The sequence below is a fragment of the Tamilnaduibacter salinus genome (assembly GCF_003096655.1).
Classification (GTDB): domain Bacteria; phylum Pseudomonadota; class Gammaproteobacteria; order Pseudomonadales; family Oleiphilaceae; genus Tamilnaduibacter; species Tamilnaduibacter salinus.
The window spans coordinates 215,499-237,071 of the sequence record NZ_QEKQ01000005.1; the positions used below are offsets into that span (position 1 = coordinate 215,499).

The window sequence follows — 21,573 nt, forward strand, 5'->3', positions numbered from 1 at the left end:
GCCCGACGGGGTGATGGATGGCGTCGTGGCGGAACAAAACCGTCTCGTTGGCGCACGGGGCAGAACTCACGGGTTCTGAAGCTCCCTGCCTTTGGTTGTGTACAGAAAGGTTGGCACATCGCATCGAGAAAACTCGGCTCAAAGGGGAGCTCTGCCCTACTCGTCCAACTGAATCGAAACGTTCCGGTCCGGCGGTGGCAGTTTGGGTAGCATCGCCTCCACATCAACCGTGTGGTTAGCGAAAAAGGATTCCGCCGCTTCAATCAGAGCCGCCTCGGTTTTGAGGATACCAAGATAGACCGGCCATTCGGCGTCAATCAGTTCCGTACTGTAACGGGACGGATCGACTTCCCCCTGCAGTGCCAGAAACCGAAACTCCATTTCGTTCATGACGGTGTAAGCGCACCGTTTGCGCAGAAACATGCGCAGCATCTGCTGGGCGTTGTACGCGTTGTGGCGGACCAGATCGGTACCGATCCGTCGCTCGAGTCGATCACTGTAGACAAACCATTTGCGCAGACAGATGCCGCCCTGAAGGTCATCGAAGGAGTCCGCTTGTTGGCCGGGTTGCGCAAACACACGGTCACGCCAGGTTAACACCGGTCCGACGGTGTGCATCCGGTCCGGCAGGGGCATCCATAGCGGGTTGGCGAACACCGCGTTGGCTCGTCCTTCTTTCAGGTTCCATGCCTGGCGTTTGCGCGCTGCCGGGCGGAAATCGGAGGCGATACCGGTTTCTTTGGTGAACTCATTGATCACCTCAACCAGAACGCCCTTGTTCAGGTCGTCGCCGTAATAGAATGGCAGAAAGGTCTCGTGCGACCCCATAATCTGGAGCGTTTGGGACGACGCCGGAACGAACCAGAACGCTGCGATGATCAGCAGGCCTATTCTCATTGGGTCTTCCTCACCAGTGATCGATCAGGGTCGGCCGCCGCTTGTCCGGCTTACCCTGGCCAGTCAAAGCCAGTGTGGCTCGGCTTTTGGTCCGGCGCCAAGACAGAGTCGAGAGCGCTGAGAACCATCGCGGCGCGACAATCGGTCCAGCTGGAGGCAGGACACGGCATTCACCCTCGATTTCAGCTCAAGCTGATGGCTTGTCAAAAATGCCTCGGTTGCTTCGGTTCATTCCGTTTCCGACGTAGGTAGGCCGGCCATTCGGGGTAGACAATCAGAAAAACTCGATCTGCCTCCCTTTTTCCCGGGATGAGTCGGCTTGCGCTGCATACCGGTCGTATTGGTCATCTCCATCACAGCGACTTCCTTTTAGAGGGAGCTAACCCCGCGGTCTCAATTACTAAGTGCAACACCCTCTGATCGAGTAAGGTGTTGCAATGCCAAGATCCTATCATCACCTCAGCCACGTCGATCGTGCCACTATCATGCTGATGCACGCTGAGGGCCATAGCCTCCGTGCCATTGCCGAACGACTCAAGCGCTCACCCAGCACCGTCAGCCGCGAGGTGCGACGCCATACCAGAGCAGGCCAGCCTTATGATGCCAACCGTGCTGCCCGTATGGCTCAGTTCTCACGAGCCCGCTGTCGCCCCCGGCGCAAGCTGGTTGAGGGCACCGACCTCTACGAGATGGTCCTCGACATGCTGCGAAACCGGTGGTCACCACAGCAGATCAGCGGCACACTGCGGCGTATGTTTCCCGATGATCCGGATTACCAGGTCTCTCACGAGAGCGTTTATAAAACGATCTATGCGATCCCCCATGGCGAGCTCCGCAAGGAACTCATCCAATGCCTGCGCCAGGGACGGACCAAGCGCCGCCCCCGGTCTGGCGGCGTGGATCGGCGCCAACAGATTCCGGAGCTGGTCAGCATCCATCTGCGCCCGCCGGAAATCGAGCAGCGCATTCTGCCCGGCCACTGGGAAGGCGACCTGATCAAGGGTGCGTTCAACCGCTCTGCCGTGGGAACGCTGGTCGAGCGGGTGAGTGGGCTGGTGTTTCTCGCCAGAATGGACGGCGCTACGGCCACCGCGGCCGTTGAAGGCTTCAGCGCCGCGCTCAACCGGATTCCGTTGTCGATGCGCAAGACAATGACCTATGACCAGGGGCGTGAGCTGGTACGCCACGCGGAGATCACCCAGAACACCGGCATGGCGATCTACTTCGCGGACCCGCACAGTCCCTGGCAACGCGCCGTGAACGAAAATACCAACGGCCTGCTGCGCCAATACATGCCCAAGGGAACCGACCTGTCCGTGCTGAGCCAGGAGGAGCTGGATGCGATCGCCTTCCAGCTCAACTCACGCCCGCGAAAGCGACTGGACTTCCAGACGCCTCTGGAGGTATTCATGGATCTGCTTAACCGCAGTCAGGATGCCCCCGCAGGGGTTCATTAACCGAGTGTTGCACTTGGAGTTGGAGACCGCCCCCCTTCCCTGTACATTCAAGCGTAGTTTGCGGTGTTTTTTACCACGTCTCGGCCTCAGAGATATTCCGAGAAGATCGCTTTAATCGCGTCCTTATCCAGGTAATCGGATTCCACCTTGTAGACCGCTTCATTCTTTTTGTCGGAGATGATAAATACCGTGGATTGCTCTGGTGAGACGAAGTAGTAGAACTGGTGGCCTTCGCCTGACCAGCGTCCGGAGTCGCGATCTTTCATAAACACGGTGCGAAACGCCTTGAGTGAACCCTCACGACAGGCGCCGTTTCTCTTCTCCAGAGCCTGCTCAAAGAAGGCTGCCGGCGGACATTCACCGGTATTAAGATCACGCTCCCGACTGAATCCAATGAATTTCTTGCCCGGTTTCTCGCTGTACTTGGCGATGAGGATATCGCTGTCGGTTCCCAGGTAGGCCATTAGCACCGGCTTTTCCGGCACGTAGAAATCGTAGTTCTGGTACACAATGCGCAGGCCTTCGCTCTGGGCGGTGGCGACAAAGGCCAGCCCCAATCCCAGCAACGGAAGTAGAAGCAGAGCTTGGCATCGGCGCATAATCAGATTCCTCTCAAGGCAAGGGCCATGCGGGTTTTGTAGCTGGCAGCGACCTGATCCCGGCACATGCTGTAGATACCGGCATCTCCGGACAGCATTTTGCGCCCGATCGTTGCGAGGGTCTTAATGATGTAGGTGATGCCAGGTGGAGAGAGCGTGGGGCTCGGTACCAGATCGACCGATGCCGTGCAGGCCTGGGCTTCACTCAGCGCCTCGTACAGAACCCGGGCGGCGCTTTCGTTGACGGTGTGCGGCTGAGTCATGCCCGGCCAGAAGAAGTTGATCGCCGCAGCGATGTATTCCCTTTGTTCGTGGTTCATTCCGTTGCGTCTCCCTGCGATAGCGCGTCCCTTTCCGTGGGACGTGGTCCGGAGTGTACCAGTATTTCATGATTCAGGAGAGCTCTGGATGGGAAGTGATTGGCCAAAAAAATCAATCCGCCCCTATCTAACGAGGTATGTGGTTGGGGCAGGCTCCTGGAAAGGAAGTTCTGCCCCATCGCCCACTATGAAGGCATCAGCTCTTTTCTCCAAGTCCCGTCGTTATCGCCATGCTCATCAATTTCAATTGTGTCAAATTTCGTCTCTCCTTCAGATCGCGATACTCTATAAATTGCTACATCTTCACAGTGAATATCCCCATTTTTTATTTTTTGGAATAATCCGTTTATCAGGTCCGGGGAATGGGTTTCAAGACAGATATGTGAGTCCTTATTGCGAGCTGTATCAATGAAGACATCTGCGAGATTTCGAGCTGCTTTAGGGTGGACGTGTAGCTCTGGTTGTTCGAACAAAAGTGTAGAGCCTTTTGGAGCAAAGCTGCACTGCGTAAGAACAGGTAAAACCTGTGAGACGCCGTAACCCAAATCAGCAAGAGGGAACTTCTTGGAATCTTCCAAAGTGACCTCCACCTTGAATAGGTCAGAAGATCCGATTCTTCCAATATCGACAGATTGACCTAAACCGAGTGTTTTAAGCCATTTTGTTATTTGATCTATATGGGGGCGAGATCTGCTCTGGACCGACTCATTGGCTAGCATTGTTATGGTCGACTCACCCATCGACCCTACTTCTTTCGGCGATGCTCCCCTACTTGCATACTTCCGCTCTGGAGGCATTCTGAACGGGCCTAAGTATAACGTTTTTGCTAGATTATCTTGGATGGCCGACTGTGCTGAGTTTGCTGCCATCATGCCGAAGAAAACATCTCGCATGTCACTTTCTGATTCTGCAATTGAAGGGCTCATCATTAGCGAGTAATCATCAACAAGAAACCCCTTTGAAAAGAGAAATTCCTCAGGGAGGTTGAACTTCTTTCCACCGCCAAGTGACATCGAGTATTCAGATTTAACTTTTTTGGCGTAAATGAGGTTTTTTGAGCAGTAATGTCCAGGGATTCCAATGTGACGTCTTGTGTTCTTTTGCTGCACTTGAATTGGTAGAATGAATTAACGTCAGATTGTCGAGAGATGTTTTTTATGCTGTGGTCGGATCCCTCCTCTGTATCCGGCTGCATCTCACTGATTGTAACGTTTGGTATAGTAACTCCTAAGCCAATTTGATCTTGATAAGACTTAGAATGGATAACTTCAATGAATCGTCCTAGGTGGACGTGAGCGGATTCATCATCGAGAATTATTGGGCGACTATCTGAAACTACTTTTACGGTTTGGCTCAAGCATGCTAGTGCGTGAATGCACGAGCTTTTTCCCGAAGAGTTTTCACCAACAAAAACAGTGATCGGCTTTATGTCAATTTCTCTTTTTTTTTTCCTATTCCTCGAAAATTCTCAATGTGAAGTTTTGAGATTGTCATGTATATTCCTTAAAATAGCGATTTCAGAGTTTTTTGAGAGTCTGCCAGAAAATAAACCGAGTTACCCTAGTTTTTAAATGAGATTCTATTTGGAGAGATGGATTTATAGGTCTTTAGGTACCTGGTTGCTATTTTTAATAAGTTTCGAACGTATATAGAGTAGCAATGCTTTAGCCCTGCCTCAAAAGGAATTCCGGCACTTGTAGAAAAGTATGCTCATCGGCTAGATCGTTTCGGGCAAAGAAAGGATAATATCCTCGACCAAGATCCGGCGAATATCTCGCTGGGAGGGCTGCTTTCCTAGTAAGCATGGCTTATATGATCTATTCCGCGAAAAACAACGCCCGCAATTTCTCCCCAGGCTCGTCCGCCCGCATAAACGATTCCCCAACGAGGAACCCATAGATCCCGCGCCCGGTCATGGTGGTCACGTCGTCACGGGTGTGGATGCCGCTTTCGGTGATGGTGAGGCGGTGGTCGGGGATGCGGTTGTGGAGGTCGATGGTGGTGTTGAGGTCCACGTCGAAGGTGTGGAGGTCGCGGTTGTTGATGCCGACCAGTGGGGTGTCGAGGGTGAGGGCGGCGTCGAGTTCGGCGCCGTTGTGGACTTCCACCAGTACGTCCAGCCCCGCCTCTTCGGCGGTGCCGGCCAGTTCCTGCATCTGGTCTGTGGTCAGGCACGCGGCGATCAGCAGGATGCAGTCGGCGCCGATCATCCGGCTTTCGTGGATCTGGTAGGGCGCGACCATGAAGTCCTTGCGGATCACGGGCAGGGCGCAGGCGTTGCGCGCCTCGGCCAGATGATCCTCATGCCCCTGGAAGAAGTCGTGGTCGGTGAGCACAGACAGGCACGCTGCGCCGCCGGCTTCGTAGCTGCGGGCGATGGTGGCCGGCTCGAACGGATCACGGATTACGCCCTTGCTGGGGGAGGCCTTCTTGATCTCGGCGATCACGCCGGGCTGCTGCGCGTTGATGCGCCCGGCGAGGGCGTTGGCGAACCCGCGCGTGGGCGCCTGATCCCGCGCCCGGTCCCGGACGTCCTCAGACGGCTGGCGGTAGCGCCGGTGTTCGATCTCTTCCCATTTGCGGGCGACGATCTTGCGCAGGATGGTCGGGGTCTGGTCGCTCATGGTGTCGCTCAGAAGCAGTGGGAGAAGTCGGACAGTTCGGTCATCTTGCCCTTGGCCAGCCCGCTGCCCAGCGCGTCCTGCGCCATGTCCACGCCTTCCTTCATGGTCTTGGCGAGACCGGCAACGTAGATAGCCGCGCCAGCGTTGAGGGCGACCATGTCGCGGGCCTTGTCGGCGTTCTCATCGTGCTTGGTGCCCAGCGCCGCCTCGATCAGCGTGAGGGATTCCTCGGAGCTGTCCACGTTCAGGCCCACCAGGCTCTGGCTCTTGATGTCGAAGTCTTCCGGCGTGATGTCGTATTCGGTGATCTCGCCGTCCTTCAGTTCCGCCACGTGGGTGCTGTTGGCGAGGCTGATCTCGTCCAGCCCGTCTTTGGAAGACACCACCATCACGTGCTCACTGCCCAGCCGTTGCAGGGTCTCGGCCATGGGGCGGCAGAGCTTGTCGGTGAACACGCCGGCCACCTGCCGTTTGACGCCCGCCGGGTTGGTCATGGGGCCAAGGATGTTGAAGATGGTGCGCATCCCCAGTTCCTTGCGCGGGCCGATGGCGTGCTTCATGGCGCTGTGATGGGCGGGCGCGAACATGAAGCCGACGCCGATCTGCTCGATGCAGCGGCCCACGTCCTCGGGTTGGAGGTCGAGGTTGATGCCGGCTTTTTCCAGCAGATCCGCGCTGCCGCTTTTGGAGGACACGGACCGGTTGCCGTGTTTGGCCACGTGGGCGCCCGCCGCCGCGACCACGAACGCCGAGGCGGTGGAAACGTTGAACAGGTTGGCGCCGTCGCCGCCGGTGCCGACGATGTCCACCACCGGTTCCGCGTTGACGGTGACGTTGGTCGCCAGCTCGCGCATGACCTGGGTGGCGCCGGTAATCTCGTCGATGGTCTCGCCTTTCATGCGCAGGCCCATCAGCAGGGCGCCGATCTGGGCGTCCGTGGCCTCGCCCTGCATGACGATGCGCATGACGTCCTGCATCTTGTCGGTGCTCAGGTCGATGTGATCAACAATGCGGTTCAGTGCGGTCTTGATGTCCATGATCAGTCTCTCTCAGGCGGCCTGACCCGGCTGGCCGGGCAGGCGCAGGAAATTGCGGAGCAGCTCGTGGCCCTGTTCGGTCATGATGGATTCCGGGTGGAACTGGACGCCCTCGATGGGCAGCGTCTTGTGGCGCAGACCCATGATCTCCTCCACCGATCCATCCGGATTGCGGGTCCAGGCGGTGACTTCCAGCTCGTCCGGCAGGCTGTCCTTATCCACCACCAGGCTGTGATAGCGGGTGGCCTCGATGGGGTTGTTGAGCCCCCGGAACACGCCCTGGTCGGTGTGATAGACGGCGGACGTCTTGCCGTGCATCACCTGACCGGCGCGGCGCACGGTCCCGCCGAACACCTGCCCGATGGCCTGATGCCCCAGGCACACCCCGAGGATCGGCAGCCGCCCGGCAAAGTGACGGATCGCCGCCATGGAGATGCCCGCCTCGTTGGGCGTGCAGGGCCCCGGCGAAATCACCAGCCGCTCGGGGTTGAGCGCCTCGATCTGCTCGACGGTGATCTCGTCATTACGGTGCACCTGCACGTCCGCACCCAACTCGGACAGGTACTGCACCACGTTGTAGGTGAAGGAATCGTAGTTGTCGATCATCAGTAACATGATGGCGGTCCTCACCGGTCAAAGTCGTTGAGCGCCATGCCCACGGCACGGAAGATGGCGCGGCCCTTGTTCATGGTCTCCTTCCACTCCAGCCGGGGCACGGAATCGGCGACGATGCCGGCGCCCGCCTGGATGTGGAGGGTGTTGTCCCGGATCACGGCGGTGCGGATGGCGATGGCCGTGTCCATGTTGCCGTTCCAGGACAGGTAGCCCACGGCGCCGCCATAGACGCCGCGTTTGACCGGCTCCAGTTCGTCCAGGATTTCCATGGCGCGGATCTTCGGTGCGCCGCTCAGGGTGCCCGCCGGCAGGGTGGCGCGCAGTACGTCCATGTTGGACAGGTTCGGGCGCAGCCGGCCGGTGACGTTGGAGACGATGTGCATGACGTGGGAGTAGCGCTCCACCGCCATCTTCTCGGTGAGCTTCACCGATCCGGTCTCGCAGACCCGGCCGATGTCGTTGCGGCCCAGGTCGATCAGCATCAGGTGCTCGGCGAGTTCCTTGGGGTCCGCCAGCAGCTCGGATTCCAGCGCCCGGTCCTCGGCATCGGTGGCGCCGCGCTTGCGGGTGCCCGCCAGCGGCCGGACGGTGACCTGCTCGTCCTCCACCCGCGCGAGGATCTCCGGTGAGGAGCCCACCACCTGGAAGTCGTCCAGATCCAGGAAGTACATGTAGGGCGAGGGGTTCAGTACCCGCAGCGAGCGGTACAGGTTGAGCGGCGGCGCGGAGAAGGGAATCGACATGCGCTGGGAGACGACGGTCTGCATGATGTCGCCGTCCAGCACGTATTCCTTGATCTGCTCGACCGCCTCCTTGAACCGCTCCTCGGAGAAGCCGGAAACGAAATCGGTTTCCTCCACGCTCGTGCCGCGCAGCGCTTCCGGAGTGACCGGGGCGTCGGCATTGCGGTGATGCAATGCGTCCTCAAGCTCGTCCAGGCGTTGCTCGGCGCGGGCCAGCGGATCGTGTTCGTCCGGCGTCACGTGCACGATCAGGTGCAGCTTGCCGCGCAGGTTGTCGAACACCACCACCTCGTCGGAGACCATCAGCAGGATGTCCGGCGAGCCGATCTGGTCCGGCGGGCAGGTATCGGCCAGGCGCTTTTCGATGTAGCGCACCGTGTCGTACCCGAAGTAGCCCACCAGGCCGCCGTTGAAGCGGGGCAGGTCGGGCAGGTCCGGCGCGTTGAAGCGTTTCTGGTATTCCTCGACGAAGGTCAGCGGGTCCTCGTGGACCGTCTCTTCGATGGTCTGGCCGTCGCGGGTGATCGTGATGTCCTGCCCGTGGACCGTCATGATCTCCCGGCAGGGCAGGCCGATGAACGAATACCGGCCCCACTTCTCGCCGCCCTGGACGGACTCAAACAGGTAGCTGTAGGGGCCGCGCGCCAGCTTGAGGTAGGTGCTGAGCGGCGTTTCAAGATCGGCGAGCACTTCGCGCTGTACGGGGATACGGTTGTAGCCGGCGTCCGCCAGCTCGGCAAACTGTTCGGGTGTCATTCGGATTGTCCTGACATCTGATCTGCAGAATCACCGGGGGCACCGGTGAGTGAAACGGGCAGGCAGAGGGGCCTCCGGCTGCCGGGCTGAATGCTCAGCCGGTACGCCATCGCCACCATCGAATCGCGCGGGCGGAGGGGATCGTGCCTCGCGCTGTTGCAGTCAGATTCAGAACCCGCACGGGAGGAACCTCAAATAAATGTTGAACGAGATAGCTGAGAGACTACAAAAGCTCCGTCAGCGAATCAACCACCCGGTCCGAGCCAGTGTCTTCCAGGCGCACGCCGTAGTTATAACCATAGCTCACCGCCACCACCGGCATGCCCGCCGCCTGCGCCGCTTCGATGTCGTTGATCGAATCGCCCACCATCAGGCAGGTCGCCGGGTCACCGCCCAGTTCGCGGCAGGCGTGGAATAACGGTTCCGGGTCCGGCTTCTTGACCGGCAGCGAGTCCCCGCCAACCACCACCTCAAACCAGTGGGCCAGGTCCATCTGCTCCAGCAGCGGCCCGGTGAACTCCAGCGGCTTGTTGGTCACCACGCCCAGTCTTGTCCCGGCATCCCGGCAGCCCTCAAGGAACGGCAGGATGCCCGGATAGACTGAGGCGGCGGAGCCGTTGCGTGCGCGGTAGGCATCAAAGAACAGCTGCCGGGCGCGGTCAAAGAGGTCGTCCGGCGCCTGATCCGACTGATAGTCGAAGCGATCCGCCAGCGCCCGGTGGACCAGCACACCGGCGCCATTGCCGACCCAGTCGCGGACCTTGTCCTCGCCCGCCGTCGGGCGGTCGAGGGCGTGCAGCATGTCGTCCACGGCCACCGCCAGATCCGGGGCGCTGTCCACCAGTGTGCCGTCCAGATCGAACAGCACCGTGCCGGGCCAGCGGTCGTTGAACAGGCGCGTCAGGCTCATCGGGCTTTGGCGATCTCGTCGCGCATCTGCTGGATGATGGTTTTGTAGTCCGGCTGTTTGAAAATCGCTGAGCCGGCTACGAAGGTGTCGGCCCCGGCGGCGGCGATGTCGCGGATGTTGTCGGCCTTCACGCCGCCGTCCACTTCCAGGCGGATGTCACGGCCACTGCGGTCGATCCGCTCGCGCGCCTCGCGCAGCTTGTCGAGTGTGCCGGGGATGAAGGACTGGCCGCCAAAGCCGGGATTGACGGACATCAGCAGCATCATGTCGAGCTTGTCCATCACGTAGTCGGCGTGGGTCAGCGGCGTGGCCGGGTTGAATACCAGACCGGCTTTGCAGCCACCATCTCTGATCAGTTGCAGGGAGCGGTCGATGTGCTCGCTGGCTTCCGGGTGGAAGGTGATGGAGCTGGCGCCGGCATCGATGAACATGCCGATCAGCTCGTCCACCGGTTTGACCATCAGGTGCACGTCGATCGGCGCGGTGACGCCATGCTTGCGCAACGCCTCGCACACCATCGGGCCGATGGTGAGGTTGGGGACGTAGTGATTGTCCATGACGTCGAAGTGAACCCAGTCGGCACCGGCGGCCAGCACCTGGTCGACTTCCTCGCCCAGCCGGGCAAAGTCGGCGGAGAGGATGGACGGGGCAATGAAATCGGGTTGCATAACGGAGCGGGTCCCGGATTGCGAAAAGAAGGCTGCTATTCTAACAGGTCCACCGACAGGAGTAAGGCATGAGCGCGCAACGCGGAGATCGATGGACGGGCATTCTCGCGCTGGTTCTGATGGGGCTGTTCGCGCCCCCGGTGATGGCCCAGCAGAGTGAGGGAGCCGATGGATCGGCGCCGGAAAGTGAGGATGCGCCCGCGTCCGGTGAGGAGACCGACAAGCCCCGCCCGGTGGTGCGCAGCGGCACGGGCGATGAGGCGCTGGCGGCTCACCGGTCGGACCGGGCCGTCTGGCTGGAGACGCCCGAGCACGGGCGCCTGCTGGCACTGCTGGAACGGGAGCAGGCCGCCAACGCCAAAGGGGCCGTGTTGATTCTCGCCGATGAAGGGCAGAGCGCCGACACGGCGCTGGCCGGTGCGCTTCGGGAGCCGTTGTCGAAGGCCGGTTGGGCGGCACTGTCGATGGGGTTGCCCGAGCCGCCTCAGCAGGTCGTCCGTGCGCGCCGCCATCCAGCTATGGCGATGGAGGGTGACAAGGAGACTGCGGGGCAGGAGGAGCCGGCCAATGAAGAGGCTGACGCCGTAATGATCGACGTGATGGACCCGACCGAGCTCGACGATCTGACGGAAACCTATCGCAGTCGCATCGACGCCTATGTCTCGGCGGCGCTGGAGCGACTGTCCTCAGAGGGCTATTCACCGGTCGTTCTGGTGGGGGTTGGGTATGGTGCCTCCGCCATGGCCCGCCACACGGGCTCTGCGACGGCGCTCGTCTGGGTGGCGCCGCAGATGTCCGAGTCCGCCCTGGAAGCCTTCCAGCCGGGCGTCCCGGTTCTTGAGCTCTACCCCAACCGCCAGCAGACCCAGGCCCGCCAGCGCTCGGCCCAGCTCAAACGCCAGCAGCTTCCGAGTTACCGGCAACAACCCGTGGCCATGGACGCCCAGCCGCAACGGCGCGACGCCGGACAGGTGGCCAACCGCATGCTCTCATGGTTGCGGGCGCTGGCGGAGAAAGGCGGGCGCTAGCGTTCGCCGCTGGGAAGGACTGTTCGCCGCGGAAACCGCGGAAGGACGCGGAAGGAAAAAGAAAGAATCGGTTAGCCACGGAAAAACACGGACGAACACGGAAAAACGACAAAACGATCGTGTGTCTGGGCTTACATGGCACCCGGTATTCATCATGCCCGAAACAGGCACTTGCGACTTTTAACTTGCCACTGTCTTTTTGCGTCCGCAGGACGCTTTCCGTGTTCGTCCGTGTTTTTCCGTGGCAATTTCCCTCTTTCTCTCTTTTCTTCCGCGTCTTTCCGCGGTTTCCGCGGCGAATCCATCACTACCGCATTTTCTTCCGGATCAACTCCCAGGCCTGCTGATACCGGTACAGCCGGTCGTTGGCGATGCGGTATTCGCGCTCGGTGTGGCCGACGCCGAGTTTGTCGGGGTGGCAGCCGGAGACTTTGCGGCGGTAGGCGCGTTTGATGTCGGTCAGTGAGGCGTTGCGGCTGACACCGAGCAGCTGGCAAGCGTCGTCGAAGGTCGACGGGGGCGCGTAGCGCTCGGGCTGGGTGATCCAGACCTTCTGGCCGTAGCTGTCGAAGATGTCCTGGAGCAGCTCGACGGGCAGGCCCATGTGGTGGACGGCGTCCTCACAGCGGTAGCGCCGGGCACGGCTGGGCGCACCGTGGAGCTGGGCGGCATGACCCAGGCAGATCGCCACCTGCAGGGCGGGCCATGGCCAGAGGCGGTGGGTCAGGCGCAACCGCAGGGCGCGGCCGTTGCTGATGACATCCGAGCTCTTGCCTCGATGGAAATGATGAATGGCCCGTCGGCGCTGGTAGGGCGACAGGGAGAACGCCTTCATCAGGCTCTCGGCAAACTGGATGTCCTTTTCGGTGACGCGGCCATCGGCACGGGCCACGTAGCCGAGAAAGAAAAACAGTGAGCGTCGGCACCAGCGTGGCAGGCGGGTGCGATTGATCAGCATGCTGGGCTGATGGCCGCAGGCGGACAGCTCCGTCAGCAGCTCCTGCAGGTCCCGCTCGACGCGGGGCGGAATCAGGGTCGGCTCGCGGGCATTCATCGTTCGGCTCCCTGGCTCGCCTGGAGCTGTTCGTCCAGTGCCCGCAGCCGTTCGGGCGTGCCGATGTCGTGCCATTGTCCCGAGTGGTGCCATCCGGCGACGCGGTCGTTCGCCATCGCCTCGCGCAGGATGGGGGCCAGCTTGCGCACACCCGGGCCGACGCCGTCGAAGAGGCGTTTATGCAGCAGGCTGATGCCCGCGAACGTCAGCCGCGGTTCGCCGTCGGCGCGGACCCGGCCGGCGTCCGTCAGGTGGAAATCGCCGTCGGGGTGCTGGGGCGGGTTGTCCGTCAGCACCAGCAGGGCATCGGCGTCGTCCGGTGGCGAGAGCCGGCTGAGGTCCAGATCGCACCAGATGTCGCCGTTGATCACCAGGAACCAGTCGCTGAGCAGGGGCAGTGCCTTCTGGATGCCGCCGGCGGTTTCCAGCGGCTCGCCTTCCCGCGACCACTCAATCTGCAGGCCCTGACGGCGCCCATCGCCCAGGTGCGCCTCGATCCGGTCGCCGAGCCAGGCGTGGTTAATGACCAGCTCGCGAAAACCGGCGGTGCGCAGGCGTTCAATGTGCCAGTCGATCAGCGCCCGTCCCCCGACCGTCAGCAGCGGCTTGGGGTTGGTGAGGGTCAGTGGGCGCATGCGCTCGCCCTTTCCGGCGGCGAGAATCATGGCCTTCACGATGGGTCTGGCTCCCCGGTCAGGGCTGGAATGACCCGGTCGGTCAGCCAGTCGTGAAAATGTCGCAGGGCGGGCTGGCGTTCACTGGCCTGGCGGAGGTAGTTCACGGTCCGGGGAATGTCTGCCAGATACCGGTCCTTGCCATCACGGCGGTAGAGCCGGGCAAAAATGCCGGACGCCTTGAGGTGGCGCTGCATGCCCATCAGTTCCGTCCACTGGCGGAAGGTGTCCGCGTCGGCGGCGTGCAGACCGGCGTCGCGGCTTTGCTGTCGGAACTGTTCGATCCAGCCGCTGACCCGCTCTTCCGGCCAGGCGATGTAGCAATCCTTGACCAGCGACACCAAATCGTAGGTGACCGGCCCCATGACGGCATCCTGAAAATCGATGATGCCCGGATCGTCGGGCGCGTCGGTGATCAGCAGGTTGCGCGAATGGTAGTCCCGGTGGACCGGGGCCTGCGGCTGGGCCAGCGCGGATTCGCGCAGGAAGTTGAAGGTGGTGTCGAGTAGGCAGTGGTCCTGATCGGTCAGTGCCAGACCCAGGTGCTCGGTCAGCAGCCAGTCCCGGAACAGGTTCATTTCCCGGTCCAGCAGTGCCTCGTCGTAGGGCGGCAGTGGGTAGCCTGCCGGCTCGGTGGTCTGCTGGATGGCACACAGGCTGTTCAGCGCGTCGCTGTAGTGCCGGTCCGCGTTGTCCGGGGTCAGCTCGTCCAGCAGCAGCCGGTCGCCGAAGTCCTCAAGCAGGATCAGCCCCTGGGGTTCGTCGGCGTCGATAATGGCCGGTACGCGTACGCCCTCGGCGCGCCAGTGGCGGGCCACGGCAAGAAACTCCGATGTGCTTTCCTTGCCGGGTGGGGCGTCCATGACGATCCGGGGCTGGCCGTCGGTGTCACGGACCCGGAAATAGCGGCGGAAGCTGGCGTCGCCGGCCACGGGTGCGGGCTCGGCGTCAGCCAGTCCGGCGTGCGCGCGCACCCAGTCGGTAAGCTGTGACAGTCGACGGTCCATGATGCAGTGATTTCCCGGTTCGCGATGGGTTGGGAGGAACGTATCAGAACCCGCGAAAACCGGCAAAGGAACTCTGGGTGGCGCGTCGGTAACCGTGACGTTTCCGGTCGTGCTCTGTAAACTACGGCCTCTCTTCGTCATGTCTTTTTCCAGGGGTTTGAGCAAGGTGTCCTCCCGTTCCGCAGACAGGTGGCCAGACCGGGCCCGGCGGGGGCTGGCCGGTATCGTCCTGGCCCTGCCCCTGGCTGCCCATGCCGGTCCGCCGCCGACCGCCGCCGGGATCGACTGGCGCGAGCGGTCCGAGCTGCCGCCGGCGCAGGCGGCTGCCCTGCCGGAATACTGCAGTGGCGCTTATCTCCCGCCCGACGGCCCGTCCACAACGGTGCCAGGCTTGCCCGGGCAGTCACCCGATTCGGACCGGGAGGCGCCGATTGAGGCCAGCGGGCAGGCCGCGCGTTACGAAATGGACACGTCCCTGACGCTGACCGGTGACGTCCACGTCCGGCAGGGGGCGTTTTCGGCCCAGGGCAGTCAGCTGCGCTACGACCAGACTTCGGGGCAGATGGCGCTGGACGGGCCCATGCGGAGTCGCGGCGAGGGGGTGCTGCTGACCGGCGAGTCCGCGACCTATCAGTCCGACACCGGCAACATGCGGATCAATACCGCCAGTTTTCTGGTGCATGCCAATGAGATGCGCGGCCAGGCGGCGTCGCTGAGCCGCCCTTCGGAAAATCGGCTGCTGATCGAGGAGGGTCGGTTTACCACCTGCGCGCCGGACAGCAATGCCTGGCAGGTGCGCGCCTCGCAGATTGACCTCGACCGGGCCGAAGGCTTTGGCACCGCACGCCATGTCCGCCTGGAAGTGAAGGATGTGCCGGTCTTCTATTGGCCGTGGATCTCCTTCCCGATCGATGACCGCCGCAAGACCGGCTTCCTCTACCCGTCCTTTGGGACGTCCAATGCCGGTGGCGGGGCCTATGTGTCGGTGCCGTATTACCTGAATCTGGCGCCGCATTACGACGCGACGCTGACGCCGCAGTACATCCACGGTCGCGGGCTGTTCACGGAAGTGGAGGGGCGTTACCTGAGTGATTTCGGCCAGTCCGATCTTCAGTTGGGCTATATCGCTGACGACGATGAGTTTGTCTCCGAAAACCCGGGCGTGGATAACGGCGAACGCTGGGGACTGGACTTCCGCAGTCGCGCATCGTTTGGCAGTGGCTGGCGCGGCTATGCCGACTATTCGGCCGTCTCCGACAATGACTATCTTGGCGACCTGAACCGCTCACTGGACATCAACACGGCCACCCATCTGCGCCGCCGGGGCGGTGTCCGTTACGACGGTGGTCGGCAGTACTTTGAGGCCTATGCCAACGGCTACCAGACCGTGCGGGACAACTTTCCGCTGGCCAACAAGCCCTACGACCAGCTCCCTGAGATTCTGTACGGCGCCGATCTGGACTGGGGCGTGCCCGAGCTGCTGGTGGAATCCCAGTACACCTATTTCCACCGGGATAACACCGGGCTCACCGGCTTGGACCGGGCCAATGGCCACCGCTGGCGTGTCGCGCCGGAACTGGCCCTGAATGCCAGTGAAGTGTGGGGGTACGTCCGTCCGTCGGTGACACTGGATCACACGCTGTATCAACTTGAGGACCTGCCGGGGCAGACCGAGCGCATCGACCGCACGGTGCCAATCTACGAGTGGGACTCCGGGCTGTACTTCGATCGCCAGTCCTCGCTGTTCGGGACGCGTTACAACCAGTCGCTCGAACCCCGCCTCTACTACGCCTACTCCGAGGCCGAGGACCAGAGCGACATCCCCGATTTCGACACCGCGCTCAAGTCCTTCAGCTTCGATCAGCTCTTCAGTCCGCATCGGTTCAGCGGCGGTGACCGGGTGTCCGATAACAACCGCCTGACCGCCGCCGTGACAACGCGTTTCAACGACCTGGAAACGGGCGCGGAGCGGGCCCGATTGAGCGTCGGCCAGGTGTATTATTACGATGACCGCGAGGTCGGGCTGAACGGGGGTGGAACCGGCACAGGCGCCGAGTCGCCGCTGGCGGGTGAGGCACTGCTGCGGCCGCTGGATAATCTGGGCATTCGCGCCTCCGGGCTCTGGGACCCGCAGACCGGGGAAACCGTCCAGGGGCGCAGCCAGCTCGTCTATCATTCGCCCGGCTACCGCTATCTGGCCACGCTGGGGCACACCTATGACAAAGACGGCCTGGAACAGTCGGACATCGGTGCTGTCGTTCCCGTGACGGATCAGGTCAGCCTGATCGGCCGCTGGGTGTATGATGCCGAAAACGACCAGACCGTCGGCAGTCTGGCCGGTGTGGAGTACACCGACTGCTGCTGGAGCGCGCAGGTGGTGGCCCAGAGCTACCAGACGACCGACCGCCAGCTTGATCATCGCATCCTGTTCCAGATCCGGCTCAAGGGGCTGGGCGGCAGCGGGGGTGCGGGCGATCGCATTGGCGACGCCATCTACGGCTACGAGCAGCGCGAGGAGCGCCGGTATGGCCGGTGACCGTGAGACGACATGAATTCGATGACTGAGGTGTTTATGACGCGCAACCGCCATTTTCTGGCCAGCCTGATTCTGGGGCTGGTGGCCGTGCTGGGCGCCGGTACGGCACTGGCGGAACGACAGCCCCTGGACCGGGTGATCGCCATCGTCAACGACGGCGTGATCCTGCAGTCCGAGCTGGAAAACCGGATCAAGACGGTGACCTCTCGCCTGCGGGGGCAGGGGACCGGCGTGCCGCCCCGGGACGTGCTCGAGGAACGCGTGCTGGATCAGCTCATCCAGGACGCCATTCAGCTCCAGATGGCCGACCGGGCGGGGATGCGCATCAGTGATAACGAACTCAACGACACCATGCGCAATATCGCCAGCCGCAACAACATGACGCTCGACGAGTTCGAGGCGCAGCTCAACCGCGAAGGCCTGAGCTACCAGCAGGCCCGGGAGCAGATCCGGCGCGAAATGCTGATCAGCCGCGTCCAGCAGCGCCAGGTCGGCAGTCGGGTACGGGTGACCCAGCGCGAGATCGACAACTTCAACGCGTCGCGTGCCGACCAGGCCCAGTCCAGCACCGAGTACAAGCTGGCCCATATTCTTGTCGCGGTCGACGACACCAATGACGAGGCCGAGATGGCCGAGGCCCGTGAAAAGATCGAGCGGTTGCGCCAACGCATCGAGTCGGGCACCGGGTTTCAGCAGGTGGCGGTGGCCGAATCCGACGGCACCAACGCGCTGGAGGGCGGCATACTGGGGTGGCGTCAGGAAGGTCAGTTGCCATCGCTGGTTTCTGACGTGGTGCCGTCGCTGCCGGTTGGCGAGACGTCCAGCGTGCTGGAGAGTGGCAGCGGCTTTCACCTGGTTCAGGTCGTGGACAAGCGGGGTGGTGACCAGAGCCAGTCCCGGATGGTGGAGCAGCATCAGGTGCGCCACATCCTGATCCGCCCCCAGGAGGCCGGGTCCCCGCAGGAGGCCCGGGCCACCATCGAGGATCTTTATCAGCGCATCGGGAATGGCGCCAGCTTCGCCACGCTGGCCCGGGAATACTCCGACGATAAGGTTTCGGGCAATGAAGGCGGTCGCCTTGGTTGGGTCAGCCCCGGTGAGATGGTCCCGGCGTTCGAGGAGCAGATGATGCAGGCACCGGTGGGCGTGGTGACCGAGCCGTTCCGTTCCCGGTTTGGGTGGCACATTCTGGAAGTCCGGGACGAGCGCGAGAAAGACATGACGCGCCAGATCCAGACCAATAAAGCGCGGCAGGCCCTGTACCAGCGCAAGTTCGATTCGGAGCTTCAGACCTGGCTGCGGGAGATCCGCGCCGAGGCCTTCATCGAGATCAAATCCGACAAGTTGGCCGACGATCGCAAGCAGGACGACAGTGGCGCACCGGATGGGGAGGACGCCGCCTGATGCGTCCTCCCGTGCTGGCGCTTACCGCCGGTGAACCGGCGGGCATCGGTCCGGATCTGTGTCTCTCACTGGCAACGCAGGCTCGTGACGCCGGCCTGGTGGTCGTGGCTGACCGGGATCTGCTGGCCGAGCGGGCCGCGCAGTTGGGTCTGGATGTGACCCTGAACGACTGGTCGGATGGTGACACCCCCGCCATGGCGGCCGGGCAGCTTTCGGTGCTGACGGTGCCGGGGCTGGCCAGCCGCCAGGCAGGCACACTCGATGCCGCCAACAGCGCCTATGTGCTTCGCACGCTCGAAACCGCCGTTCAGGGGTGCCAGAGCGGGCGCTTCGACGGCATGGTGACTGCGCCGGTGCACAAGGGGGTGATCAACGAGGCGGGCATTGCGTTCAGTGGGCACACGGAGTTCCTGCAGGCGCAGTGTGGCGTCGACCGGGTCGTGATGATGCTGGCCACTGAAGGGCTGCGGGTGGCGCTGGTGACCACACACCTGCCGCTGCGGGATGTGGCCGATGCGGTGACCCCCGAGCGACTGACGCAGGTCACCCGGATCCTCGATCAGGATCTCCGCCGCTTTTTCGGGCTCGCATCGCCGCGGATTCTCGTGGCCGGACTCAACCCCCACGCTGGAGAAGGCGGTCATCTGGGGCGCGAGGAAATGGACACCATCGAACCGACACTGGCGCAGCTCCGGAGTGAGGGCATTGCGTTGACCGGACCACTGCCGGCCGACACGCTCTTCACGCCCAAGTGGCTGGATGAGGCCGACGCGGTGCTGGCGATGTATCACGATCAGGGCCTGCCGGTGCTCAAGTTCAAGGGCTTCGGTCGGGCTGTGAACATCACCCTGGGGCTGCCCATCGTGCGCACTTCGGTGGATCACGGCACCGCTCTGGATCTGGCGGGCACCGGGCAGGCGGACAGTGGCAGCCTGCACACCGCCATCGATTACGCGGTCCACATGGCCCGCCAACACAGGAACCAACGCCGTGGCTAAACCGCACCAGGCCCGAAAGCGCTTCGGGCAGAATTTCCTGCACGATCAAGGCGTCATTGAGCGCATTGTCCGGTCGATTCATCCGAAGCCGGAGGACGCGCTGGTGGAAATCGGTCCGGGGCAGGGCGCGTTGACCGAGGAGCTGATTCAGGAAGCGCCGGCGCTGCAGGTGATCGAACTGGACCGGGATCTGGTGCCCGTTCTGCGCACCCGCTTCTTCAACTATCCGGAGTTCCGGATTCACGAAGCGGACGCGCTGACCCTGGATTTCGCGGCGCTGGCGCCGGCGGGCAAGCGCCTGCGGGTGGTTGGCAACCTGCCTTACAACATCTCGACGCCCCTGATTTTTCACCTGCTCGGCCAGGCGGAGACGGTGGAAGACATGCATTTCATGCTGCAGAAGGAGGTGGTGCAGCGTCTGGCCGCCGTGCCGGGTGATCCGCACTATGGCCGGCTGAGTATCATGACATCGTACCATTGCCGGGTGCAGCCACTGTTCGAAGTGGGGCCGGGAGCGTTCCGGCCGTCGCCGAAAGTCGATTCGGCCATCGTCCGACTGATCCCGCATCGCGAGCTGCCGCATCCGACGACGGATTATAAGCAACTGCAGATCGTTGTCCGTACCGCCTTCAACGCCCGGCGAAAAACCCTGCGCAAGGCGCTGGGGGCGCTGGTATCGGCAGAGACGCTGCAGTCGCTGGGCATTGACGATGGCCTGCGCCCGGAAAACCTGACGCTCCAGCAGTACGTTGCCATTGCGGACTGGCTGGCCGATCACGCACCTGATACTGACACCTGATATGACGGATTACGCAGTAGGCGATATTCACGGCTGTTTGCCCGCCCTGGAGCGGATGCTCGACCGGGTCGGTTTCTCCCCGTCCCGGGATTGCCTCTGGTCGGTGGGCGATCTGATCAACCGGGGGCCGGATTCGCTCGGGACCCTGCGTTACTTCGAACGGCTCGGTAACGCCACGAAGGTGGTGCTTGGCAACCACGACCTGCATCTGCTGGCGGCCGTTTTCGGCGGTCATGGCGTTCGCTCCAAGGACACGATCGGGCCGATTCTTGAGGCGGAGGACGCCGACCGACTCGTGGGCTGGTTGCGGCATCAGCGGGTGATGGAATATGACGCCAACCGCGATCTGGCGATGGTGCATGCCGGGCTGCCTCACGTCTGGTCTGTGGATGCCGCTCAGCGGTATGCGCGGGAACTGGAAGCGGTGATTCAGGGGCCTGAGGCCGAGGCGTTCTTCCGTGAGATGTATGGCAACGAGCCGGGTCGCTGGGACGACGGTCTCGCGGGTGTGGCGCGGTGGCGGCTGATCACCAATTACTTCACGCGCATGCGGTTCATTGCGGCCGATGGCACCCTGGATTTGGCCACCAAGGAAACCGGCACCGATGGCCCGGCCGGTTACGCACCCTGGTTCCAGTATGAGCGCCCCGACCAGACGCGAGTCGTCTTCGGGCACTGGGCCGCCCTTAACGGCGCGACCAACAGCGACCGCTATATTGGCCTGGATACCGGCTGTGTCTGGGGCGGTCGACTGAGTCTGATGAATCTGGACACCGGCGAGCGGCTGTATGAACCCGGGCGCTGATGCCGTCCCGCGCTGGATGGTGGTGGTCGCGGCGCTGCTGGGGCTGACCGGCGTCGTTGCGGGCGCCTTCGGTGCTCATGGGCTGGACGGTGCGGTGGCGCCGGACCGGCTGTCGGCGTTTGAAACCGGCGCCCGTTATCAGGTGTTTCATGCCCTCGCATTGCTGGCCGTTGGCGTGCTGGCGGGGCAGGGGCTGGCAGGCCGTTGGCTGACGGCATCGGCCCTGTGTTTCACTGTGGGTGTGGGGCTGTTCAGTGGCAGCCTGTATGGCCTGGTATTGTTGAACTGGGCGTTTCTCGGCCCCATAACACCCCTTGGCGGCCTGTTGTTGATGGCCGGCTGGCTGCTGCTCGCAGTCGCAACCCTGACATCCCAATCACATTCCGGAGGTGAGCGCCGGTGAAGATCGAACTGAACGGCGAAGCCCATGAATGCCCGGACCAGACGTCCGTCGCGGCCCTGCTGGATCAACTGTCACTGACCGGCCGTCGGGTGGCCGTCGAAGTCAACGAGGACATTGTGCCGCGCAGCCGGCACAGCGATCACGCCCTGAACCCGGGTGACCGGGTGGAAGTGGTGCACGCCATCGGCGGCGGCTGAACGCCGCCCAGCCCAGCGCGGATCAAACCAAACGAGAGGACC

General features: G+C 62.4%; 22 protein-coding genes. 9 read left to right on the top strand and 13 right to left on the bottom strand.

Annotated elements, in window-relative coordinates; all coding sequences use genetic code 11:
- Nucleotides 1-156: 156 nt before the first annotated feature.
- Nucleotides 157-897, bottom strand: a complete 741-nt coding sequence (locus C8D92_RS09255) for a type 2 periplasmic-binding domain-containing protein (RefSeq protein ID WP_116919172.1) — start codon at nucleotides 895-897, stop codon at nucleotides 157-159.
- Nucleotides 898-1,334: 437 nt separating this feature from the next.
- On the opposite strand from C8D92_RS09255, the gene C8D92_RS09260 reads away from it, so the two are divergent.
- Nucleotides 1,335-2,354 (top strand): IS30 family transposase, encoded by a 1,020-nt coding sequence (locus C8D92_RS09260; protein WP_116919173.1) that lies wholly within the window; start codon nucleotides 1,335-1,337, stop codon nucleotides 2,352-2,354.
- An 86-nt stretch (nucleotides 2,355-2,440) separates the two neighbouring features.
- Here the strand turns inward: C8D92_RS09260 and C8D92_RS09265 are convergent, their stop codons facing one another.
- The 9 genes from C8D92_RS09265 to rpe form a co-directional block, all read right to left on the bottom strand.
- Nucleotides 2,441-2,953, bottom strand: a complete 513-nt coding sequence (locus C8D92_RS09265; RefSeq protein ID WP_116919174.1) for a hypothetical protein — start codon at nucleotides 2,951-2,953, stop codon at nucleotides 2,441-2,443.
- Nucleotides 2,954-2,955: 2 nt separating this feature from the next.
- Nucleotides 2,956-3,273 (bottom strand): hypothetical protein, encoded by a 318-nt coding sequence (locus C8D92_RS09270; RefSeq protein WP_116919175.1) that lies wholly within the window; start codon nucleotides 3,271-3,273, stop codon nucleotides 2,956-2,958.
- 185 nt (nucleotides 3,274-3,458) lie between these two features.
- Nucleotides 3,459-4,286: an AAA family ATPase gene (locus C8D92_RS09275; RefSeq protein ID WP_116919176.1), complete on the bottom strand. Its 828-nt coding sequence runs from the start codon at nucleotides 4,284-4,286 to the stop codon at nucleotides 3,459-3,461.
- An 804-nt stretch (nucleotides 4,287-5,090) separates the two neighbouring features.
- Complete coding sequence (trpC, locus tag C8D92_RS09285) at nucleotides 5,091-5,897, bottom strand: indole-3-glycerol phosphate synthase TrpC (protein WP_116919178.1); 807 nt, start codon at nucleotides 5,895-5,897, stop codon at nucleotides 5,091-5,093.
- Nucleotides 5,898-5,905: 8 nt separating this feature from the next.
- The gene (gene trpD / locus C8D92_RS09290) at nucleotides 5,906-6,934 is read right to left on the bottom strand and encodes an anthranilate phosphoribosyltransferase (protein ID WP_116919179.1); all 1,029 of its coding nucleotides are present in this window, start codon (nucleotides 6,932-6,934) and stop codon (nucleotides 5,906-5,908) included.
- A 12-nt stretch (nucleotides 6,935-6,946) separates the two neighbouring features.
- Nucleotides 6,947-7,549 (bottom strand): anthranilate synthase component II, encoded by a 603-nt coding sequence (locus tag C8D92_RS09295; RefSeq protein WP_116919180.1) that lies wholly within the window; start codon nucleotides 7,547-7,549, stop codon nucleotides 6,947-6,949.
- An 11-nt stretch (nucleotides 7,550-7,560) separates the two neighbouring features.
- On the bottom strand, nucleotides 7,561-9,048 hold the full coding sequence (gene trpE / locus C8D92_RS09300) for an anthranilate synthase component I (RefSeq protein WP_116919181.1): 1,488 nt from the start codon (nucleotides 9,046-9,048) through the stop codon (nucleotides 7,561-7,563).
- Between the two features lie 223 nt (nucleotides 9,049-9,271).
- The gene (locus C8D92_RS09305) at nucleotides 9,272-9,958 is read right to left on the bottom strand and encodes a phosphoglycolate phosphatase (RefSeq protein WP_116919182.1); all 687 of its coding nucleotides are present in this window, start codon (nucleotides 9,956-9,958) and stop codon (nucleotides 9,272-9,274) included.
- Entirely contained in the window at nucleotides 9,955-10,626 is a 672-nt protein-coding gene (gene rpe, locus C8D92_RS09310) for a ribulose-phosphate 3-epimerase (RefSeq protein WP_095611216.1), read from the bottom strand. The genes C8D92_RS09305 and rpe overlap by 4 nt, the downstream gene beginning before the upstream one ends.
- A 68-nt stretch (nucleotides 10,627-10,694) precedes the next feature.
- Here rpe and C8D92_RS09315 point away from each other — a divergent pair, with 68 nt between their 5' ends.
- Entirely contained in the window at nucleotides 10,695-11,654 is a 960-nt protein-coding gene (locus C8D92_RS09315) for a DUF3530 family protein (RefSeq protein ID WP_116919183.1), read from the top strand.
- A 307-nt stretch (nucleotides 11,655-11,961) separates the two neighbouring features.
- Here the strand turns inward: C8D92_RS09315 and C8D92_RS09320 are convergent, their stop codons facing one another.
- The 3 genes from C8D92_RS09320 to C8D92_RS09330 are packed head-to-tail and all read right to left on the bottom strand — an operon-like array spanning nucleotide 11,962 to nucleotide 14,389.
- Nucleotides 11,962-12,708 carry a DnaJ domain-containing protein gene (locus C8D92_RS09320; RefSeq protein ID WP_116919184.1) on the bottom strand — a complete coding sequence of 249 codons (747 nt, stop codon included), beginning with the start codon at nucleotides 12,706-12,708 and terminating at the stop codon, nucleotides 11,962-11,964.
- A complete protein-coding gene (murU, locus tag C8D92_RS09325) occupies nucleotides 12,705-13,382 on the bottom strand; it encodes an N-acetylmuramate alpha-1-phosphate uridylyltransferase MurU (protein ID WP_116919185.1) in 678 nt (225 codons plus the stop codon). Before murU ends, C8D92_RS09320 begins: the two co-directional genes overlap by 4 nt.
- Complete coding sequence (locus C8D92_RS09330) at nucleotides 13,379-14,389, bottom strand: aminoglycoside phosphotransferase family protein (RefSeq protein WP_116919186.1); 1,011 nt, start codon at nucleotides 14,387-14,389, stop codon at nucleotides 13,379-13,381. The genes murU and C8D92_RS09330 overlap by 4 nt, the downstream gene beginning before the upstream one ends.
- A gap of 166 nt (nucleotides 14,390-14,555) precedes the next feature.
- On the opposite strand from C8D92_RS09330, the gene C8D92_RS09335 reads away from it, so the two are divergent.
- The 7 genes from C8D92_RS09335 to thiS are packed head-to-tail and all read left to right on the top strand — an operon-like array spanning nucleotide 14,556 to nucleotide 21,531.
- Complete coding sequence (locus tag C8D92_RS09335; protein WP_423837075.1) at nucleotides 14,556-16,925, top strand: LPS-assembly protein LptD; 2,370 nt, start codon at nucleotides 14,556-14,558, stop codon at nucleotides 16,923-16,925.
- Between the two features lie 12 nt (nucleotides 16,926-16,937).
- Nucleotides 16,938-18,329 (top strand): peptidylprolyl isomerase, encoded by a 1,392-nt coding sequence (locus C8D92_RS09340; protein ID WP_243402415.1) that lies wholly within the window; start codon nucleotides 16,938-16,940, stop codon nucleotides 18,327-18,329.
- A complete protein-coding gene (pdxA, locus tag C8D92_RS09345; RefSeq protein ID WP_423837076.1) occupies nucleotides 18,329-19,327 on the top strand; it encodes a 4-hydroxythreonine-4-phosphate dehydrogenase PdxA in 999 nt (332 codons plus the stop codon). Before C8D92_RS09340 ends, pdxA begins: the two co-directional genes overlap by 1 nt.
- On the top strand, nucleotides 19,320-20,126 hold the full coding sequence (gene rsmA, locus C8D92_RS09350) for a 16S rRNA (adenine(1518)-N(6)/adenine(1519)-N(6))-dimethyltransferase RsmA (protein WP_116919188.1): 807 nt from the start codon (nucleotides 19,320-19,322) through the stop codon (nucleotides 20,124-20,126). The genes pdxA and rsmA overlap by 8 nt, the downstream gene beginning before the upstream one ends.
- Before the next feature lies 1 nt (nucleotide 20,127).
- Nucleotides 20,128-20,931, top strand: coding sequence for a symmetrical bis(5'-nucleosyl)-tetraphosphatase (locus tag C8D92_RS09355; RefSeq protein ID WP_116919189.1), 804 nt, complete (start codon nucleotides 20,128-20,130; stop codon nucleotides 20,929-20,931).
- Nucleotides 20,915-21,334, top strand: a complete 420-nt coding sequence (locus C8D92_RS09360) for a DUF423 domain-containing protein (protein WP_116919190.1) — start codon at nucleotides 20,915-20,917, stop codon at nucleotides 21,332-21,334. The genes C8D92_RS09355 and C8D92_RS09360 overlap by 17 nt, the downstream gene beginning before the upstream one ends.
- Nucleotides 21,331-21,531: a sulfur carrier protein ThiS gene (thiS, locus tag C8D92_RS09365; protein WP_095611207.1), complete on the top strand. Its 201-nt coding sequence runs from the start codon at nucleotides 21,331-21,333 to the stop codon at nucleotides 21,529-21,531. Before C8D92_RS09360 ends, thiS begins: the two co-directional genes overlap by 4 nt.
- Nucleotides 21,532-21,573: the final 42 nt, after the last annotated feature.

Coding starts and splice junctions, on each gene's coding strand:
- C8D92_RS09255 (WP_116919172.1), bottom strand. CDS start 897: ATGAGAATAGGCCTGCTGATCATCGCAGCGTTCTGGTTCGTTCCGGCG.
- C8D92_RS09260 (WP_116919173.1), top strand. CDS start 1,335: ATGCCAAGATCCTATCATCACCTCAGCCACGTCGATCGTGCCACTATC.
- C8D92_RS09265 (WP_116919174.1), bottom strand. CDS start 2,953: ATGCGCCGATGCCAAGCTCTGCTTCTACTTCCGTTGCTGGGATTGGGG.
- C8D92_RS09270 (WP_116919175.1), bottom strand. CDS start 3,273: ATGAACCACGAACAAAGGGAATACATCGCTGCGGCGATCAACTTCTTC.
- C8D92_RS09275 (WP_116919176.1), bottom strand. CDS start 4,286: ATGTCACTTGGCGGTGGAAAGAAGTTCAACCTCCCTGAGGAATTTCTC.
- trpC (WP_116919178.1), bottom strand. CDS start 5,897: ATGAGCGACCAGACCCCGACCATCCTGCGCAAGATCGTCGCCCGCAAA.
- trpD (WP_116919179.1), bottom strand. CDS start 6,934: ATGGACATCAAGACCGCACTGAACCGCATTGTTGATCACATCGACCTG.
- C8D92_RS09295 (WP_116919180.1), bottom strand. CDS start 7,549: ATGTTACTGATGATCGACAACTACGATTCCTTCACCTACAACGTGGTG.
- trpE (WP_116919181.1), bottom strand. CDS start 9,048: ATGACACCCGAACAGTTTGCCGAGCTGGCGGACGCCGGCTACAACCGT.
- C8D92_RS09305 (WP_116919182.1), bottom strand. CDS start 9,958: ATGAGCCTGACGCGCCTGTTCAACGACCGCTGGCCCGGCACGGTGCTG.
- rpe (WP_095611216.1), bottom strand. CDS start 10,626: ATGCAACCCGATTTCATTGCCCCGTCCATCCTCTCCGCCGACTTTGCC.
- C8D92_RS09315 (WP_116919183.1), top strand. CDS start 10,695: ATGAGCGCGCAACGCGGAGATCGATGGACGGGCATTCTCGCGCTGGTT.
- C8D92_RS09320 (WP_116919184.1), bottom strand. CDS start 12,708: ATGAATGCCCGCGAGCCGACCCTGATTCCGCCCCGCGTCGAGCGGGAC.
- C8D92_RS09330 (WP_116919186.1), bottom strand. CDS start 14,389: ATGGACCGTCGACTGTCACAGCTTACCGACTGGGTGCGCGCGCACGCC.
- C8D92_RS09340 (WP_243402415.1), top strand. CDS start 16,938: ATGAATTCGATGACTGAGGTGTTTATGACGCGCAACCGCCATTTTCTG.
- pdxA (WP_423837076.1), top strand. CDS start 18,329: ATGCGTCCTCCCGTGCTGGCGCTTACCGCCGGTGAACCGGCGGGCATC.
- C8D92_RS09355 (WP_116919189.1), top strand. CDS start 20,128: ATGACGGATTACGCAGTAGGCGATATTCACGGCTGTTTGCCCGCCCTG.
- C8D92_RS09360 (WP_116919190.1), top strand. CDS start 20,915: ATGAACCCGGGCGCTGATGCCGTCCCGCGCTGGATGGTGGTGGTCGCG.